Source organism: Corynebacterium sp. HMSC068H04 (genome assembly GCF_001811255.1).
Taxonomy (GTDB): Bacteria; Actinomycetota; Actinomycetes; order Mycobacteriales; family Mycobacteriaceae; genus Corynebacterium; species Corynebacterium hesseae.
Window position 1 is genome coordinate 1 of the sequence record NZ_KV804009.1, and the last position, 18,237, is coordinate 18,237.

Here is an 18,237-nt window from a genome sequence, read left to right on the forward strand (position 1 = left end):
ATCAGGTGTCTACCAAACAGGGGTCAGGTCCCAGCACTACAACGACAGTAACGCTCGACCAGTAGGCTGCGCTTTTCTGTTTACGCATCAATGCCATCCTCCTCAATACATGTTTGCTGTTTTAGCGCGGGTTTGTGTGGTTAGTCGTCTCCCTCACCCGGATTACATCGTTCGGCTATTGTTCTAGGAAGTCCAACATCAGGGCGCCAATCCTCCAAGTTCCAACTAGGCTTAACTCGGGCGACTTGAGATAGCGGGTGACACACAAACTGGTTGTGGAGGCTTCCAGTATCCGCAACCCCCTTGGATTTTGCTTCATTCCAATCAGCCGGTCGGAACGGTGCTGCTTAGCATTTCCGCTCCCCCGGTGACAGACTCGCACCGAGGCTAGCCTTGGCGCAAGGGTATGTTGACCACACAGCACACTGGGTCGACATGCTCGGACTCGTCGGAAGGTCGCACGTAGAGCACCACACAAGGGCGGTTTTGGCCTTTAGGGAAAGAAAGGATAGATAAATGGAAATTCCGTCGGACTTCTACTCAACTAAGAGCAACCCGTTCACTAAGGAACAAATATCTAGATTGAAGCGGAGCACAGATTCCTCTCTACCTAAAGACTATCTGGAATTTCTATCACTCTATGGAGGTGGAGTTATTTCTGAAGCTTACTCACGCGTACAGCTCAAGACAGACGACGCAACCCTTCTCGAGGTTGAAGCAACCATGATCTTTGGAAACATAGCACCAATAGATATATGGGAAAATTCCATCCAATTGGATCCAACTTGGCTCCATGACTGGGCATTCTACTTTTGCGAAGCAAGTAACCCTCCCGAAGACAAGATTCTACTCAACCTCTCAAACGAGAAATTCAAAATCGGAAGCATACTATATGAAGATGAAGGGAAAATCTTCCAAGTGTCCGAGGATTTTACATCCTTCATATCACTTCTAACAAATAATCGAAGAGACCAGCCCGAAACACGTAAACATATATCGGATAAATTTGGCAATTTCCACATTCCAAGCAAAACGGTTAAAAAGATTGAGTTCCCCAACCGCAATCCTGATCGAGATTAGTAGCGGCATTTTAGGGTTAAGTAGCAGAATGTGTGTCCGTGCGGCGTGTCGCGGGGCGGGTACACGGTTTGTTACTTCATGGGGCCTTTTCTGATTCCTATCGAGTGTTCGTACTCGTAGTCTCCAGTATCCCCGTGGGCTTTGATAAACAAGGCGCACAGGTGCGCGCCTTGGGCTTCACGAACAATGTCAGTCAAGCCGACTCCTTACTGTTCCCAGCGGAAGGCGAGGGGATAAGGTTCGACGCCCTCCATCCAACACATCCAGCAGCAAATTGACAAACAGTACCTACTACTAGCTTGATCCATATGTGCTCTCCGGGGTTAGTCCAAATAAACATCGGAACCGCAGGGGCAGCAAATAACAACGCAAGAAGGAACAACCATAAGGCAGGTTTGTTTCTCGATGACGTTATAGGGCTCGTTCTATCGGCAGCGAGATAATAGAAAAATACTGACGATACTCCCAGTAAGACGAATATCGTCGCGGCCACACCCTTGATAATTCTGGGAACTTCTCCTTCCACATCACCGACAAGCACAGAATAGTTATTAATCAAGAAGAGGAGTGTTTGATAAGTGATTATCCCCAGGTTCCCATATCTGTGCAGTTCAGCGTCTGAGAAGCAATGCCAATTTGCACTTCTTACCTCGCGTTCTTCTTGCCTAAGGGCCGACGGACGTCTTAAAGATAAGCGATTGAGAGCTCGTGTAACGAGGTGAAAGCCGATCAAAACGGCACCCACTTTATATCGTTCGCCACTTGCTGAGACTGTTTCGGCTTAATCTTCTTGTCTACGTCTTGCTGCGGAGTGCCTTCTTGCTTCGCAGGGGAAGTTTCGCCTTCTTGTGCGGATTGAGATTCATCTTTACTTGTGGACATAAATACTCCTTTTGTGAGAACCGTTATTTATTGCATGAATATCTTTTCTGAGTATTCAACTGTGGGCGATAAGGAAAATTCTCCCTACTTAACCAACTTTATGCACTGCATGGCCCACCGTCTCCTGTATCTATTTCTCCAGTTGCAGAGTTGGGTACTGCTGCATACTTAGATAAGTTTCATGCGTCCAGTGAAAGTAATCCGATTACCTGACGTACACCCCCGGCTACGGATTCAATACGCGCAAACAAGCGGAATAATGGCTTGCCCGCGAAGAAGAACACCTTGAGGCATGCCGCAAAGGGTATACGGAATGGATTCCGCCGAAGCAGCGCGGCAAGCTCAAGGAACAGCAGAGCTTAACCGTTGGTGACTGGATCAACCGTTTCTACAACTCCCCAACCCAAGCAAAGCGGTGGAAGCGGTCTACCCACGAGAAGTACCAAGAGCACGTTTACTACCGGCTAACAGGCGACTTCCTAGCGGGCATGAATTCCGGACAGCTACAGCACATTGCACTAGCAAAGCTAACCCGTGCCGACATTCTGGAATGGTGGGAGCATGTCAGTTGGGACTTCCCCGATAAGTACGCGCAAAACCATAAGCGCTACATTCGGCTACGTCAGGCGCTTAAACAAGCTGTAGTGCAGGGGCTTATCCCGTTTAACCCTGCCGAAAACTTAGGTATCCCACTACCGGATAAGGCCGATAAGTACCTGCCGACGGATCTTTGCATTCGACACCCAGCGCACCCCTCATCAAGTGCATCTACACACTCGGGGCCACCTCATTGAAGTGGGCTTGCTTTCAGAGTTTTTGGGGTGTCTGCGGTAATGCCCAAGTGACGTGTTTGTCCTCGGGCATTGATTCAGGAGATTGTTGTGCCTGGCAGTTGGTTAGTGGGCGAGTGTGCTGCCGTCGGGGAAGTGGATGGTGGTGGTGCCGCTGATGTCAATGAAGGCAAGGTTGTTGGCTTTGGCGAGTTCGAGGCAGCGTTGTGCTGCGTCTTCGGCGACGGCGTAGTCGAAGCCGATGTAGAGGAAATCGTCGCCGATGGTGTAATCGGCGGTTGTGTCATCATCGTCTTCATCGTCGAGGTCGTCGGCGGCGTTGAGATCAGGGAAGTGTTCAGTGATGGCGTTGTAAAACGCCGCAATAGAGTCGGTGGAGCCATCGGTAGTGGAATAATCTCGATCGTCGCTCCATTCCGTGGTCTCTTCGTACCAGGACATAAAGGCAGCATGGGTAGATGTGGGTACGGTGGTCGGTTCGATGATCATGATGTCGAAGCTCATGGGGTGTCCTTCGTTGAAGTCGTTTGAGGTTAGCTGTGTTTGGCGATGTAGTCGTCAACACCTTGACGAAGATGTTCGAGTTCTTCCACATCGCTCCATTTGCCGGGTCGTGTTTCTAGGCCCACTAGGTTGAATTGTTCTGGGGTGAGCTGTTGCCACTTCGGGCCGAAGGTCTCAGTTTCGACTTCTTGGCTGCTGTAGGCCCATTCGATGATGGCTTTGCGTTGGCTCATTATTTTTGCCCGTGTTTCGACGGATCCGCTGCCTCGGACGGAACTGTTTTTCCGTAATGAATGGTCGAGTTTGGCAAGGGGCTTAGCACTCGCGCCGTAGGCGAAGCCGACATCGTCAATGCCTGCAATCGAACGGTCAATTCCGCCATAGATGTAGAAGACGAGTCCTTTTGATAGTTCTTTGAACCAGCATGCCTCCCAAGTGTACTTGCGCTTATAGCCTAATTCCGCAAACTAGTCATCGAGAAAGGTTATTTTTTGCCATTGGTGTTCTCCTTTTTCTTTGTCCAATTTTCGTCGTCAACTACACCGATAACACTTCAATTTCGGCATTTGGATTGCTCTGAGCAACCGTTTATGCCTGGCGCAAGTCTACAGTCGTTATCTCCAGTTGAGGTGAAGTAGGGTACACCCCAACCGAACACTCCCCGGGCATTGCCGGCCAAATCATCGGCTACGCCCGCGTCAGTACTACTGACCAAACCCCCGAACGCCAACACACCCAACTCAAAGCAGCCGGAGCAGTCCGCATCTACACCGACCACCAAAGCGGCCTTCGCCCTAGAGCACCCGCGGGCGCCCTCCGAGCACGACGAAACCCCTCTCCGACTTAACGGAAAGGGGTTTCATTTGGTGCGGCCTGAGGGGATCGAACCCCCGACCTACTGGGTGTAAACCAGTTGCTCTTCCAGCTGAGCTAAAGCCGCAGTGCACTGTGTGCTCGCACAAGATTAGCCTATGGGCACCCGCAGCAACAAATCAGGGTGCAACTAGTCGCTGCGAATGCCGCGTGAGCAGGCATAACCTGCGTTTGCCTTAAGGCTTCTTGGTGTAGCCGCGGGCTACAAGGCAGGAGCCCTGCCACTCACCGAGGCGCTCAGCCTTGGTCTGCACCAGACCAGCCAGCTGTGCGGATTCGGAGATCTCACCGGGCTCGAGGTTGCCCGGCTTTCCAGCGCCTGGGGTCAGCAGCCAGATACGGCCCGAATCACCCAGGGGACGGGTGGCATCGACCAGCCCATCGACCAAATCGCCGTCCTCCGCGCGCCACCACAGCAGCACGAGGTCACACAGCTCGTCGGTCTCCTCATCGAGGAAATCCTCCCCCAACACGTCCTCGATGGACTCAGAAATCGTGGAGTCACAGTCCTCGTCCCAGCCAAGCTCCAGAGCAATCTGCCCCTCTTCGATGCCGAGCTTGGCTGCAAATCCCGTCACTCGCTGAGTTCCTTCCGATGAAGTAGTTGATGTCATGCAGAGTATTTTAACGTCTACGGTGCACTTTTTCGCGACGAACCTCCCCCGATCTTCCCCAGTGGTGGACATTTTCCCCCATGAAACCACTCCTGGGGGCCTCCAAATGCCCCGCCGTGAAAGCGGCGCGTATCCTAGGAACAGATCTTTGTACTACGAACCAGGAGGATTTAATGGCCGACTTGGACGCCCACAACGGCGACTCCAACTTCCCCATCGTTCGCGATGGCGTGGCAGCATACCTGCACGACTCCGACCCGGAAGAAACCCGCGAGTGGATGGACTCCCTCGACGGTCTGCTGGACTCTTCCGATCCGGAGCGCGCCCGCTACCTCATGCTGCGTCTTCTTGAGCGCGCTACCGCCAAGCGCGTGCCGTTGCCGTCCCTGACGTCCTCGGATTTTGTCAACACCATCCCAACCTCCCTCGAGCCGGAGTTCCCGGGCGATGAGGAATTGGAGAAGCGCTACCGCCGCTGGATCCGCTGGAACGCGGCCATCATGGTGCACCGCGCACAGCGCCCGGGCATTGGCGTCGGTGGACACATTTCCACGTACGCAGGCGCTGCCCCGCTGTATGAGGTGGGCTTGAACCACTTCTTCAAGGGCAAGGACGATCCCTCCGGCGGTGACCAGGTCTTCTTCCAGGGCCACGCTTCACCGGGCGTCTACGCACGCGCCTTCATGGAAGGCCGCCTCACCGAGGAAGACCTCGACGGTTTCCGCCAGGAGCACTCGCGCGGCGAAGGCAAGGGCCTGCCGTCCTACCCGCACCCGCGCCTGATGCCGGACTTCTGGGAATTCCCCACCGTGTCCATGGGCCTTGGCCCCATCAACGCCATCTACCAGGCACGCTTCAACAAGTATCTGGAGAAGCGCGGCATTAAGGACACCTCCAAGCAGCACGTCTGGGCCTTCCTCGGCGACGGCGAGATGGATGAGCCGGAGTCCCGCGGTCTGCTGCAGATGGCGTCCCTCTACGAGCTGGACAACCTGACCTTCGTGGTCAACTGTAACCTGCAGCGTCTCGACGGCCCGGTGCGCGGCAATACCCAGATCATTCAGGAGCTGGAGTCCTTCTTCCGCGGCGCTGGCTGGTCCGTCATCAAGATTGTCTGGGGCCGCGGCTGGGACAAGCTGCTTGAAGCCGATAAAGACGGCGCCCTAGTCAACATCATGAACACCACCTCTGATGGTGACTACCAGACCTTCAAGGCTAACGACGGCGCCTACGTCCGCGAGCACTTCTTCGGCCGTGATGAGCGCACGCTCAAGCTGGTTGAGGACATGTCCGATGATGAGATTTGGGCACTGCGCCGCGGCGGCCACGACTACCGCAAGATCTACGCCGCATACGACAAGGCGCTGAGCTACGCGGGCACCGGCCGCCCGACGGTCATCCTGGCCCACACCATTAAGGGCTACGGCTTGGGCCACAACTTCGAGGGCCGCAATGCGACCCACCAGATGAAGAAGCTGACGCTGGAGGATCTGAAGCTCTTCCGCGATAAGCAGGGAATCCCGATCAGCGACGAGCAGCTCGAAGCCGATCCGTACCTGCCGCCGTACTACCACCCGGGCAAGGACGCCCCGGAAATCAAGTACATGCTGGAGCGCCGCAACGAGTTGGGTGGCTTCTTGCCGGAGCGCCGTGAGAACTTCGAAACTCTCACCACCCCGGATCTGTCCAAGCTGCGTTCGGTGCGCAAGGGCTCGGGCAAGCAGGACGTGGCCACGACCATGGCTCTGGTGCGTACCTTCAAGGAGCTCATGCGCGATAAGGAGCTGGGCAAGCGCGTCGTTCCGATCATTCCTGATGAGGCCCGCACCTTCGGTATGGACTCCTGGTTCCCGACTCTCAAGATTTGGAACCCGCGCGGCCAAAACTATGTCCCGGTGGATCATGACCTCATGCTCTCCTACCGCGAGGCTGCCGACGGCCAGATTCTGCACGAGGGTATTTCTGAGGCAGGCGCAGCCGCCTCCTTCACCGCAGCTGCTACTTCCTACGCCACCCAGGGCGAGGCGATGATTCCGCTGTACATCTTCTACTCGATGTTCGGCTTCCAGCGCACCGGCGATGCCTTCTGGGCTGCCGGCGACCAGCTGGGCCGCGGCTTCATCATCGGCGCTACCGCCGGCCGCACCACCCTGACCGGCGAGGGCCTGCAGCACATGGACGGCCACTCCCCGATCCTGGCGTCGACCAACCCGGCCGTGGAAGTCTACGACCCAGCCTTCGGCTACGAGATTGCGCACCTGGTTCCGCGCGGTATCGAGCGCATGTACGGCGAGGACAACGAGCCGATCATGTACTACATCACCGTGTACAACGAGCCGGTCAAGCAGCCTGCCGAGCCGGAGAACCTCGACGTCGAGGGCCTGCACAAGGGCATCTACCACTACAACACCGCTGAGTCCGGCTCCATCCCGGCCAACATCCTGGCCTCCGGTGTGGGCATGTACGAGGCCCTGCGTGCACAGGAAATCCTGGCTGAAAGCTACGACGTCAAGGCGTCGCTGTTCTCCGTCACCTCGTGGGTCAAGCTGGCGCGCGACGGCGCTGCCCGCAACAAGGAAGCTCTGCGCAAGGGCGTTGAGCCCACCGAGGCATTCGCCACCTCCCAGCTCAAGGGCTTCGAGGGACCGTTCGTTGGTGTCTCCGACTTCGCCACGGACCTGCAGGAGCAGATTCGCCCCTACGTCCCGGGTGACTACATCGTCCTGGGTGCAGACGGCTTCGGCTTCTCTGATACCCGCGAGGGTGCCCGCCGCTACTTCAACACCGACGCCGAGTCCATCGTCGTCGCAGTCCTCGAGGGCTTGGCTCGCGAGGGCAAGGTGGAGCGCAGCACCGTGGAAAAGGCGGCTCGCGAGCTCAAGCTCGACGACCCGACGTCCACCCTCTCCACGTCCTCCGATGAGGACTAAGGCTTAGGCCTTAAGAGCCTCAAGCTTTCCAGCCCCTTCTGCCTGAGCAGGAGGGGCTTTCTCATGTTCAACTCATGTTCAAGCCCAGGGGCAACTGCCGTTGTTGCCAAAGATCTGGCCAGATCTTGAATCAGAGGCTATAACTTTGGCAGACCGGGCAGTTCGGGCACCGCGCGTGGCCCAGCCAACGCCAATAGAAGGCTCAACCGCCATCAGCAGCAGGCCCTAGCTGCCCAGCACCCCATCGAGGACGCGCCCCAACGCCTTGGAGACCTCGCTGGGCTCCTCCAAAATCACCATGTGCCCGGCGCCGTCGATGACAGTCAAGGTGGAGTCCGGCCAGTGGCGGGCAATGACCTCCGATTGGCGGTGCGGGGTCACGATGTCAAGGCTGCCCACCACAATTTCGCCCGGCACGTTTCTAAGTCTGGCCGCCGCGCCGAACTCGGAGTGCTCCACCAAGTCGTCGAAGAAGCCCGCGTAGCTCGACATCGGGGTATCTAGCAGCATCGCCACGTGGAATTGCAGCTTGTCCATCTGCGGGAAGCCCTGCAGCAGCGCCGCGAAGGCCGGGGCGATAAGTGCGGCGGCCTCGAAGCGCACGCGGTTGAGCCGGCTCGGCAACCGCAAACAGGCGCGATAGACCATGCCCAGAGTCTTCGATTCCAAGACACGCGCCACGCCCTCGGCCGCAAAGCGCTGCATCGAGGTAGCCACCAGCGCCATGCCCTTAACGCGGTGAAAGACCTCCCGTGGGGCGCGCCGCAGCAGGTTGAGCGCAATCATTCCGCCCATCGAGTGCCCAAGCAGCACCAACGGCCCCTCGGCGGCGCGCTCAGCGATGACGGCCAGCACGTCGTCGGCCGCGCCCCGAACCGTGCACTGCGCGGGGGCGACGTGGGTGGATTGGCCGTGGCCGCGGACGTCGACAAGCAGGCAGCGCACCGAAGGGTAGTTGCGGCGCACGTCGTTGACCTGGGAGTAGAAGCTCTCAGCAGACAGGCAGTAGCCGTGGATGAAAACCACGGTGACCTCCGCATCCTGCGGGCCTACCTCGTACCATGCCACGCGCACGCCGTCGTTGTCCACGAAGCCCGAGTCCGTCACCCCGGTCAGGCCCGGCTCTGTCGTGAGATCATGCAACTGATCGTGGACGGTGTGCTCGATGGAGCGCATGCGAGGGCGGGCCCGGCGCGACCAGCTGCGGGCGATGGCGGAGGAACGTGCTCGAATAACCATGACATTTCAATACTAGACTGGGCCCCATGGCTAACGACCTTTCAGCGCAACTCCAAGCCCGCTTCGGCTCCGCGCCGGCAGAAGAAAAAGAAGCTTCCCCCGCCGGAGACGCATACGGCGAGCTCACCCGCCTCATCACGAAGGTGACCGGCGTGGAGGAAGGCCTAGAGCGCGAAGCGAAACTAGAGGACCTGGGGGTTGAATCGCTCGAGCGCATCGAATTAGCCGTGCGCCTCGAGGAAGCCTGCGGAGTCCGCCTCAACGAAGAAACCATGCTCTCCGTCACCACGGTGGGCGAACTTGCTGATTATGTGGAGGAACACTCGTGATTTCCTATCTCTCAGACATGGACGGCGTCCTCATCAAGGAAGGGGAAATGATTCCCGGCGCGGATAAATTCATCCAGGCGCTGAAGGATAACAACATCGAGTACATGGTGCTCACGAACAACTCGATGTCCACCCCGCGGGATCTTTCCGCACGTCTGAAGAACACCGGTCTCGACATCCCGGCGGAGCGCATCTGGACCTCGGCGACGGCCACGGCGGCCTTCCTGTCCAACCAGGCGGGATTGTCCACAGCCTACGTCGTGGGAGAGTCCGGCCTGACCACCGCGCTGCACGAGGCCGGCTGGATTCTCAACGACCGCGACGCGGACTTCGTGGTCTTGGGTGAGACCCGCACGTACTCTTTTGAAGCCATCACCACGGCGATCAACCTTATCCGCAACGGCGCGCGGTTCATTGCCACCAACCCGGACGTCACGGGCCCGGCCCCGCAGGGCGTGCTCCCGGCCACGGGTGCGGTTGCGGCGCTGATTACCGCGGCAACCAACCGCGAGCCTTACTACGTGGGCAAGCCGAACCCAGTCATGATGCGCAGCGCTTTGAATAACATCGGCGCGCACTCGGAAAATACCGTCATGATCGGTGACCGCATGGATACCGACGTCAAGTCCGGTTTGGAGGCCGGCATGCGCAGCATCCTGGTGCGCTCAGGCATCAGTGATGACAGCATCATCGAGCGCTACCCTTTCCGCCCAACTCACGTCATTGACTCCGTGGCGGAGCTTCCGGAGCGCATCCTGGATCCCTTCGCGGACTAGGACTTAGACCGCACGCTTGACGACGCCCCTGAACCCGTACTCCCCCGCCAACATCTCCACGGCGCGGCCCAGTGCGTCCAGTTCGCTGGGCGTTCCCGTAATAACTTGCTGGCAGCCTATCCCGAGGCCGCCTGCGTTGTCAGGAACGCGGCCGCTAAGCGGATCCCATACTGGGTCGCGGTGCCAACGGGTACACCATTGTGCGGTCAGCGGGTCATCACCAGGCACGATGAACTCGCTTTCGCTGCTGATGCAGCGCGCCATGGCGCACTCGATGGCAGGGCGCAGGTTGCGCGGCATGCCCGAGATCTGCAGCACGGCGGTGCAGACCTCACCGCAGGCGCGGTTGGGCCAGCTATCTGCCGGGCTGCCAAGTGGGGTGGCTGAAGCGGCCGGCGCGGTGGCACCGGCCAGCTGCGGGTGAACGCGTTGATTCACTCCTTAAACTCCTTTGACGTGCGAGTGATGGCACGCCGGCATGCGCCGACGCAAGACGAGCTTCGTCTTCCCCTACGAACTTGTCTTCATCACGTCACTCGCGCCGAGGCGCGAACACCGCTTGGTGTGGCCGCAGTATGCGGCCACACGGTGCGTCGTTGTGTGCCCACAATTTTCCCCCGCCACTTGAACCACAACAACCCTCAACCTGCGCTTAAGCCCCCACAGCCTCAACAAGAACTTGAGACTTCCCCCCTGAAAACCGCCCCACCAATCACTTCAGTCACATAAGTCAACGCGTGTAACACGCGCGCGTTGTCGCCACAGCTACCCCACCACCCCCGTTGCGGCGCCCTACGGTACGCCGCGACGACGCTCAACACCGTCATGCCACCCCGGCTACCCCGCCTGGCACTCCTGCCAGATGGCCGTGTTGGTCTCGGCCCACAAAGGCTTGCACCACTCGCCAAAATCGCGATCCGTCAGCGAAACCATGGCCCAGTCACCAGCCACCCACAGGTAGGTACCGCTCATGCCGAAATGCCCCACGGCATCGGCGGGCAAGCCACCCATCCACTGCTGCTTCTCACCGTGAATTTCAAAGCCCAACCCCCACGTGCAATCTTTGAAGCTGCCGTAGCCGGGCACGATACCCCGCAGCCCCGGGAACTGGACGCTGCGCATCTCTTCGACAGTCGAAGGATCGAGCAGGCGCGGCGAATAGACCTCGCCGGCAAAAGCGGCGAGATCCTCCACGCTGGAGACCAAGCCATGGCCCGCTGACCCCTCCAGAGTTGTGGCCCGCATGCCCAGAGGAGCACACACGCCTTCAGCAAGGTACTCAGCAAATGGAATCTCGGTGGCCTTTTCTACTTCCTCGGCGGCCCATTCATAGCCGGCCGAGGAGTAGATGCGGCGCTCCCCTACGGGCTTCTGTGGCTCGCGGGAATCAAAGCCCACGCCCGAGGCATGTGCCAAGAGGTGGCGCAGCGTGGAGCCTTCCGGACCAGCAGGCTGGTCGAGCTCCACCGCACCTTCTTCCACGGCCACCATCACCCCATAGGCGGCCACCAACTTGGTCACGGATGCCACCGGGAAGCGGCGGGAGGTATCCCCCACCTGCTCAACCACTTCGCCGCGGTGCAGCAAGGCACCAGCAACGGTATCGACGGGCCAGGACTCAAGGGAAGAAAATGCGCTCATGCGCTCCAGCTTAACGAGGATCGCGCTCGCAGCCTACGCCATCACCATCGCGGTCGAACTTGGAGCGGAAACCTGGCTCACCCGCATAGATCGGGCGGCCTAGTGCGTTCCACACGTCTGCGCAGCGAGTAAAGGACGCGGGGGCAGGCTTCGGGGCCGGAGCCGGCTTAGGTGCGGGAGCCGGCTTGGGCGCCGGGGCTGGGGCAGGAGCAGGCGCTGGCTTCGGCGCGGGCGCGGGGGCTGGGGCAGGAGCCGGCTGCGGTGCCGGAGCTGGTGCCGGCGGAGAGGGGATGATGCCCGGCAGCGGGTTCGGAATGATGCGCTGCTGCACCGCCCAGTACACGCCACCGGCGGCAGCCGCGAGGACCGCTGCGGTAATGCCTACGCCGAGCGCAATCATTTCGCCTTCGGAGGACTGCTGGAATTCGGCGTCATCCTCGTCCGTGTTGGAGGAGCCCGAACCCTGGCTCGAGGAATCAGCCTCCTGGGAGGAGGAGTCAGACTCGGAGGAAACCGTTGCGGTTGCCTCGGCGTTAGGGGCCGCGGTCTCCGCCTGAGCAGGAACGACAACGGACAGTGCGACAGATACAGAAACAGAGGCGGCGAGAACCGCGCGAGAGAACTTCTTCATAAACTCAAGTTATATCCTGCAGCACTACCCCGCAGGAAATCGCGCTCATCCGAGGGCTACATCACGCCGGAAAGCCACAGCGAGCTGGAAGCCAGCAGCGGGCTACACCGCATGAGTTAACGGATGAGCCCGCCGCGCCGATATCAAAAATGTAGCGCATTTCGTCGCTGCACTTCCCTATCACTCATATCTCTGGTGCGCCCTCTCCACGCGCCTCTCTCATTTCTTTGCGGCGCCTCTCGGTGATGCCGCGGAGCTACATCACGGTGGACGGCTCTGCGGCTCCCTCAGAAACGATCGCGGAAGGCTGCTCGTTCGCCGTGGGCGCGGGTGCTTCGGAGTTTTGCTCCACTGGGGCCTGAGTTTCGGCGTCCTGCGGATCCGCGGGGGCATACACAGCTTCGCTGTCCGGGGTGCTATCAGTTGGCGTGTGCGGATCAACTTCTGCCGTCGGCTCCTGTTCTGCGGAGCCCGTGGAGTCAGTTGCCGGCGCCTCCTGAGGTGTGGTCAGTGGCGCGGCGGAAGGCGCAGAAGGTTGCGCCGACTCAGAAGTGGATTCGGACTGCCCCATCCACCGCGAGGGCGATAGCCACCCAGCGTCCACCCCATCAGGGTTAGCGGAGGAAAGCAGCAACAGGCCAACCACACCGAGGCCGGCGATGAGCCCCGTCGTTGAGGCCCGCACGCGCCCGCCTAGAGTCCAGAAATAGTTCCACTTGTTGTCCGGCTTATCGTCGCGCCAGATGCCGCGCTGATAATCGTCTTCTTCTTCCTCCTCGGAGTCGCCCGCATAAGCCGGCCGGCCCGGCCCGTCATCTTTGCTGTCTTGGGGCATAGCGCCGGCATCAGCGACGGCGTCGGCAGCAATGACCTGCGTCTCCGCATCCGATGCCACGTCTTTGTGCGAAGGCTCCGCAGTATCTGCCGCCGGAATGATGGTGGTGGGGGCGTCGGCAGCGGAGACGTCGCCAAGCTCCTGCGAGGCATCCCCCGGCACGCCCTCAGTGGTGGGAAGCTTGTACAGATCCCAGAAGGTGGAGAGCAGCGCCGAGCGGATCGCGCGCTCCACCGCCCACTGGCGGGCGGGGTTGACCTGCACAAGGACGCGGTACTGCACCTGCCATGGCTGGCCGGCCGCAGTGGGGGCCGTGAGCCCAGTGGCGGGCAGAACGTCGAGCTCACCGGCCACATCCGCGTGGATGTCTGGGGCTTCAAGGGCTCGCTTCGAAATCTTTTCCACCTGTTCGGTGATCTCCGGCAAGGACTCGCCCTCGTGGACCGGGATAGCGATATCCACCACCGCGCGCGACCATTCTTGCGAGAAGTTCGTGACCACGCCCGCGGAACCATTCGGCACCATGACCACTTCACCGGTAGGTGTGCGCACAGTCGTCGTGCGCAGCGTCAGCGAAACGACGGTGCCCTCCACGCCAGTTACACCGTCGAAGCTGACGTAATCACCCACGCCGAACTGCTTTTCCGAGAGGATGAAGAATCCCGCAAGGAAGTCACCGATGATGGCCTGCGCGCCGAAACCGACGGCGGCCGAAACGACTGTCGCGGGGATAGCCGCGCCCAGGGGTGGCACCCCGACGTTGGCCAGCGCGGCCAACACAAGAAGGAAATAGGCAACCGCCTGCGCCACGTAGACCAGTGCACCGGCAAGCGCCAAACGCGCCTTGGTGGACTCTTGATTCTCATCCAAACGGGACTCAATGACCCTCACTGCCAAGCGGCCGATGCGCGGGATGAGAATCGCCAACAACAGCATTCCCAGCAGCGGCAGGCCGTGATCCACGATGGCCTGCCACATGGCGAACAAGTAATACTTCAGCATTGCGCCAAGCCTAGTCCTTCAGCCTGACAGAACCCTTGGAGCCTTAAGCGCGGTGGATGAGATAGTAATTCGGAGTTGGCTTCCACGTGTAGCCCGCGGGGACGATGTCCTCGCCGAAAGCGCAGAAACTCTTGGTCGTCCACAGCGGAATCGCCGGCATCTTCTCCAGCAACAGGCCCTGGGCCTCCGTGTAATGCTTTTGGGCTTCCTCCCGGCTCTTCGCCTGACCTGCCTTCTTCAGCAGCTCATCGTATTCAGAGCTGTTAAAGCCTGATTCATTTTCCGAAGAGTAGGACGCATATAGCGGCACCAGGAAGGTAGATTCCTCAGGGAACTCCGCTTGCCAGATCGTGCGGAAGGCACCGGTGAGATGACGGGCAATCACCTCTTGTCTGAGGTCCTTCAAAGTGGCAAACTCATGGCCCTCCGCCGGCACGCCGAGGGTATCCGACAGTTGCTTCGCCACGGCGTCGATCCAGGTCTTATGGCCGCCGTCGGTGTTATAGGAAATGCTGAAAATCCCATCAAACGGTTCCAGCTTTTCAGCCTGCTCCCACAGTTCGCGGGCCTTCTCCGGCTGGTAGGTCAAGACGTCGGCCCCCTCCGGTGTCGGCGGAATGGAACCGTCCAGCGGCGCGACGAAGCCGGTGGCGGGAAGCACCATACCGTGGAAGATGTCCCGGGCCATTCCTTCGCGGTCGATTGCCATGGACAACGCGCGGCGGCGCAAGCGTCCGGCCTCACCGCGGAAGTTCGCATCGTTGGCGGGGATGGTGATTTCCATGATGGAACCGCCAGGCTTGGCCAGAGCGCGCGAGCCCAGTTCCTTTTCAAAGCTGCCTAGCTTCTCCGCCGGGATCCGCGTGAGCACGTCCAGCTTGCCATCTACGAGGTCCTGGTAGGCCTGCTCCTCCGAGGAATACACCACGAACTTGATGCCTTCATTCTGCGGCGTTCGCGGCCCCTTGTAGCGAGGGTTCGGCACGAGGGTCACAGCTTTCTCGCGCTCCCAGGAAGCCAGCACATAAGGCCCGCTGCCGATGGGATCTGTTCCGCGATCGCTCAGCCTATCCTGGTCTTCGGAGCGCATGGGGAAAAAGACCGAGTATCCCAGGCGCTCGAGGAATCCCGCCGTGGGGCGTGAGAGCTCAATGCGGAAAGTTTTCGGCCCCGTCACCTTAAGGCCGCGCATTGACTTCCTGCCTTCGTGGAAGCCACGGATTGGTTCAAAGTGATGCGCGGAGAGCAGCGACTGGCGCACCGCGGTATTCCACGTATCGACGAAGTCTTCTGCTTCCACGGTTGAACCGTCGGAAAACACGGCGTCATCTCGAATCACCACGTCATATGTCGTGTCATCGACCTGCGTGATGGATTCCGCCAAGTCATAGTGAGCGCCACCGGTTTCATCCAGGTACATCAACCCCGAGTACACAAGGTTGATGATGGTCTGCCCCGGCACATCGTTGGAATCAGCCGGGATGAGGGTGCGCTGTGGCTCCGAGATATCCGTGGTGATGAGGTTCATGTCTGAGGTGTCGACGTTGCCAGGCTCCGCCGTGCATCCCGCCACCGTGGGCACCACGACGCCCGACACCGCTAGCGCCGCCAGCATGCCTAGAAAAGAACGCCTCGAAGTCACGCGTTCATCACCTCACTCTCACTAATACTTTAAAGGATCTAATCATCTCTCTTTTCATAACGGCGCATGAGCCTCTCCACCAACTCATCGGTGAGCTGGTCATCGGCCAAAATGCGATCCAAAAGCTCGCGTGGTGTCGGCCCCTCGGTGCTCGGGGTCTCGTAGGAATCGCCGCTCAAGTCCACGCCGAAATCGGAGGTTTCCGCTTCCGCGGCGGGCGGCTTCATCATCTGCGACATCTCCGCGACTTCCTCATTGAAGGAGTCGAGGAACTCGGTGGCATCAATGGCTGCTTCCGAACGACGCTTGCCGGCGCGCACCTCGCGCTCGATACGGCGCTGCAGTGCCTTTTCCATCTGGTTGTGGCGCCAAGAACGGAGTTTGGAGGGCTCTAGGCGACGCCCCACGGCCCTGCCCTTGCTTTCCGCCTTCCGCGCCATCACCATGACGTAGGCCGCGGTGTCATTAACCGGCGCCCACTCCTGGCGGGCGGGCACGCGCCACCCGGCCCAGATACCCAGCATGGTCATCACGAAGGAGACAACCGGACCAAGAATGACTCCCCAGGCCAAGTAGCCGGCCGAATCCGCGCCGAGGACCACCAAAGCGCAGGCCACCGCGGGGATCACGGTGGGTGTGTTATCCCCAAAGACGGCGGGTTCGCGCCCCATGGCGATGTCACGGATCATGGAACCACCCGTGGCGGTGAACACGCCCATCATGATGCAAGGAATCAGCGGCAGCCCATAGGCAATGGCCTTGAGCGCGCCTGTCGACGCCCACAGCGCCGAGACCACCGCATCCCCATGGGACTGGACATAGTCCCACGTCTTGCCTTTGAAGTAGACGAAGCGGGCGATGATTGCGCCGGCAAACGCCAGGTAGAGATACTCCGGCTGACTCATCGCGGCGACGGTGCCGCGGTTGATCAGCACGTCACGGATCATGCCGCCGCCGAGGGAGGAGAACATCGCAATGAAGAAGAAGCCCACGATGTCATAGCCACGCTGGCGGGCCATGGTGCCGCCAATCATGCCCATGAGGAGGACACCAATGATGTCGGACCAGTAGTACAGCGACTCGATCAATGGGTCCATCTCGACAACGCTCATGGTGGTCATCGTATCGGGTGCTGTGCGATATCTCGCATTGAGGAGCTATTCCTTGAAATACGCCGCCTGGCTGGCGGGCCACGGACGCTTAGAAAAGGCGCTAATGCACGTAGAGCTCGTTGTAGGCTTTCTCAATCCAAATGACATAAAACACTTCCCCGTCTTTCCAGCCCGCAAAAGGGAGATTCCCTTTGTGGCGGTAAACCCGGAACCTCTCGACGTCCTGAAACTGCCGAGGAATCTTAGGAATGATCGCGCTTGCCGGAATAAACTCTGAGCCAAGTCCGTGCTTGGGATGCTGTGCCAGCTCTTTCCATGACAGCACTGACCGCTTGTGCCACTTTTCCAAAAACTCCGCGCGCATCGAGTCATCTAGCTCCCCGAAGCCCCACCCCTTCTGCAGGAACCGCGTTGACAGGAGCGGATAGTCAGCCCTAGAACTGCGAAGAGCATCCACAACACTCGACTCTGGGGCGCTCCTCGCCCCTCTGGTTGGCCTGCTCCCCCGCCGTTTACTTTTCTTGCCCACGGCTAGCAGAAATAGTTCTTCAGATCGGCATCCGTAATCTCTAGCCCTCGTTTGCCCTCGACGAAGTTCTTTTTCCAAGGAGATTCGGTGTGGGTTTTATTACGCAATGCCCATGCAGAGTATGGGCCATATTTGTCCCACACCTCAATCAGATCCTGCTCGACGTCACGGTAATCATCCCAATCAAAGTCATCTGAGATGAACTCATCGGGGTCTATGGGAAGCTTTCCGTAGTGCTTGACGTCATGGTAGATGTCTACAACTACTGGGCCATGCGCCCATGCTTCCATTCGGTCAGGGAAAAGCGGCAGGCCATCAGAAGAACGCATATGCAGACCTTTGGCGTAATAAAGAAGCTTTTGAAGCTTGAGCTGCGTAATTTCTGCATCGTCAGTTTCATCAGCCCACGCTACGAACCATTCAGCTATTTGCCGCGCCGTATATTGTTCCATGTCTGCCCTCCTTCCGGTTCCTGCCAAGAGTACAACAGGCCCAAGACACGGCACCATCCCAACGATCGAGCAGGAGTAAGAACACCCGTCATAAGGGCAGCATCAAGAGGGCGCAATGAGAGCTTTAAGCTGTGGGGCCACCGGGGCTCGAACCCGGGACCAACGGATTATGAGTCCGTAGCTCTAACCGACTGAGCTATAGCCCCGCGTATTCCCCGCCTGCTTTTATGCACACAGCGAATCCGCTCCCAGCAACATTAATCGGCGGGCCCAGAAAACGACAATTTAGGCCCCTGAAATCGCTGTCTAAGCTTCAGCAGTGCTCTTCCGCCCTTTCACTGCCAAGACAGGTTTCTGTTCACTTAGGTTCCAGCA

General features: G+C 59.2%; 18 protein-coding genes, 2 tRNA genes and 1 pseudogene. 5 read left to right on the forward strand and 16 right to left on the reverse strand.

Annotated features, from left to right (window positions below):
• Positions 1-140 precede the first annotated feature (140 nt).
• A pseudogene (locus HMPREF2792_RS13465) lies at positions 141-311 on the reverse strand (DUF2599 domain-containing protein); the annotation flags it as partial.
• Positions 312-516: 205 nt separating this feature from the next.
• Here HMPREF2792_RS13465 and HMPREF2792_RS08125 point away from each other — a divergent pair.
• Positions 517-1,080 (forward strand): SMI1/KNR4 family protein, encoded by a 564-nt coding sequence (locus HMPREF2792_RS08125; RefSeq protein WP_070532695.1) that lies wholly within the window; start codon positions 517-519, stop codon positions 1,078-1,080.
• Positions 1,081-1,809: 729 nt separating this feature from the next.
• Here HMPREF2792_RS08125 and HMPREF2792_RS13045 read toward each other — a convergent pair.
• From HMPREF2792_RS13045 to HMPREF2792_RS08135, 3 genes are all read right to left on the reverse strand, one after another.
• The gene (locus HMPREF2792_RS13045; protein ID WP_158011592.1) at positions 1,810-1,962 is read right to left on the reverse strand and encodes a hypothetical protein; all 153 of its coding nucleotides are present in this window, start codon (positions 1,960-1,962) and stop codon (positions 1,810-1,812) included.
• An 896-nt stretch (positions 1,963-2,858) separates the two neighbouring features.
• Positions 2,859-3,257, reverse strand: coding sequence for a hypothetical protein (locus HMPREF2792_RS08130; RefSeq protein ID WP_070532697.1), 399 nt, complete (start codon positions 3,255-3,257; stop codon positions 2,859-2,861).
• Between the two features lie 29 nt (positions 3,258-3,286).
• Positions 3,287-3,490, reverse strand: coding sequence for a hypothetical protein (locus HMPREF2792_RS08135; protein WP_070532699.1), 204 nt, complete (start codon positions 3,488-3,490; stop codon positions 3,287-3,289).
• Positions 3,491-3,939: 449 nt separating this feature from the next.
• On the opposite strand from HMPREF2792_RS08135, the gene HMPREF2792_RS12685 reads away from it, so the two are divergent.
• The gene (locus HMPREF2792_RS12685) at positions 3,940-4,104 is read left to right on the forward strand and encodes a recombinase family protein (RefSeq protein WP_232748511.1); all 165 of its coding nucleotides are present in this window, start codon (positions 3,940-3,942) and stop codon (positions 4,102-4,104) included.
• 17 nt (positions 4,105-4,121) lie between these two features.
• Here the strand turns inward: HMPREF2792_RS12685 and HMPREF2792_RS08140 are convergent.
• Both HMPREF2792_RS08140 and HMPREF2792_RS08145 read right to left on the reverse strand, forming a co-directional pair.
• Positions 4,122-4,197: transfer RNA gene (locus HMPREF2792_RS08140), tRNA-Val, on the reverse strand.
• 109 nt (positions 4,198-4,306) lie between these two features.
• Positions 4,307-4,744, reverse strand: a complete 438-nt coding sequence (locus HMPREF2792_RS08145; protein ID WP_070517365.1) for a DUF3052 domain-containing protein — start codon at positions 4,742-4,744, stop codon at positions 4,307-4,309.
• A 173-nt stretch (positions 4,745-4,917) separates the two neighbouring features.
• On the opposite strand from HMPREF2792_RS08145, the gene aceE reads away from it, so the two are divergent.
• Complete coding sequence (gene aceE, locus HMPREF2792_RS08150) at positions 4,918-7,674, forward strand: pyruvate dehydrogenase (acetyl-transferring), homodimeric type (RefSeq protein WP_070532701.1); 2,757 nt, start codon at positions 4,918-4,920, stop codon at positions 7,672-7,674.
• Between the two features lie 225 nt (positions 7,675-7,899).
• Here the strand turns inward: aceE and HMPREF2792_RS08155 are convergent, their stop codons facing one another.
• Complete coding sequence (locus HMPREF2792_RS08155) at positions 7,900-8,913, reverse strand: alpha/beta fold hydrolase (protein WP_070532702.1); 1,014 nt, start codon at positions 8,911-8,913, stop codon at positions 7,900-7,902.
• Between the two features lie 26 nt (positions 8,914-8,939).
• Between HMPREF2792_RS08155 and HMPREF2792_RS08160 the strand changes: the two genes are divergently transcribed.
• Both HMPREF2792_RS08160 and HMPREF2792_RS08165 read left to right on the forward strand, forming a co-directional pair.
• The gene (locus HMPREF2792_RS08160; protein WP_070519714.1) at positions 8,940-9,242 is read left to right on the forward strand and encodes an acyl carrier protein; all 303 of its coding nucleotides are present in this window, start codon (positions 8,940-8,942) and stop codon (positions 9,240-9,242) included.
• Positions 9,239-10,018 (forward strand): HAD-IIA family hydrolase, encoded by a 780-nt coding sequence (locus HMPREF2792_RS08165; RefSeq protein ID WP_070532705.1) that lies wholly within the window; start codon positions 9,239-9,241, stop codon positions 10,016-10,018. Before HMPREF2792_RS08160 ends, HMPREF2792_RS08165 begins: the two co-directional genes overlap by 4 nt.
• A gap of 3 nt (positions 10,019-10,021) precedes the next feature.
• Here HMPREF2792_RS08165 and HMPREF2792_RS08170 read toward each other — a convergent pair whose 3' ends face one another.
• The 9 genes from HMPREF2792_RS08170 to HMPREF2792_RS08210 all read right to left on the reverse strand — a co-directional run bounded on the left by HMPREF2792_RS08170 (position 10,022) and on the right by HMPREF2792_RS08210 (position 18,068).
• Positions 10,022-10,456, reverse strand: a complete 435-nt coding sequence (locus tag HMPREF2792_RS08170; protein WP_070532707.1) for a hypothetical protein — start codon at positions 10,454-10,456, stop codon at positions 10,022-10,024.
• A 399-nt stretch (positions 10,457-10,855) separates the two neighbouring features.
• The gene (locus tag HMPREF2792_RS08175) at positions 10,856-11,659 is read right to left on the reverse strand and encodes a serine hydrolase domain-containing protein (RefSeq protein ID WP_070532709.1); all 804 of its coding nucleotides are present in this window, start codon (positions 11,657-11,659) and stop codon (positions 10,856-10,858) included.
• 10 nt (positions 11,660-11,669) lie between these two features.
• Positions 11,670-12,290, reverse strand: a complete 621-nt coding sequence (locus HMPREF2792_RS08180; RefSeq protein WP_070532712.1) for an excalibur calcium-binding domain-containing protein — start codon at positions 12,288-12,290, stop codon at positions 11,670-11,672.
• A 256-nt stretch (positions 12,291-12,546) separates the two neighbouring features.
• Entirely contained in the window at positions 12,547-14,127 is a 1,581-nt protein-coding gene (locus HMPREF2792_RS08185) for a mechanosensitive ion channel domain-containing protein (RefSeq protein ID WP_070532715.1), read from the reverse strand.
• Between the two features lie 43 nt (positions 14,128-14,170).
• Positions 14,171-15,769 carry a peptide ABC transporter substrate-binding protein gene (locus HMPREF2792_RS08190; RefSeq protein WP_232748509.1) on the reverse strand — a complete coding sequence of 533 codons (1,599 nt, stop codon included), beginning with the start codon at positions 15,767-15,769 and terminating at the stop codon, positions 14,171-14,173.
• Between the two features lie 38 nt (positions 15,770-15,807).
• Positions 15,808-16,881, reverse strand: coding sequence for a trimeric intracellular cation channel family protein (locus tag HMPREF2792_RS08195; protein WP_070532747.1), 1,074 nt, complete (start codon positions 16,879-16,881; stop codon positions 15,808-15,810).
• A gap of 100 nt (positions 16,882-16,981) precedes the next feature.
• On the reverse strand, positions 16,982-17,338 hold the full coding sequence (locus HMPREF2792_RS12690; RefSeq protein WP_083303775.1) for a hypothetical protein: 357 nt from the start codon (positions 17,336-17,338) through the stop codon (positions 16,982-16,984).
• A 74-nt stretch (positions 17,339-17,412) separates the two neighbouring features.
• Positions 17,413-17,862 (reverse strand): Panacea domain-containing protein, encoded by a 450-nt coding sequence (locus tag HMPREF2792_RS08205; protein ID WP_070532722.1) that lies wholly within the window; start codon positions 17,860-17,862, stop codon positions 17,413-17,415.
• A 132-nt stretch (positions 17,863-17,994) separates the two neighbouring features.
• Positions 17,995-18,068, reverse strand: a tRNA-Ile gene (locus HMPREF2792_RS08210).
• Between the last annotated feature and the right edge of the window lie 169 nt (positions 18,069-18,237).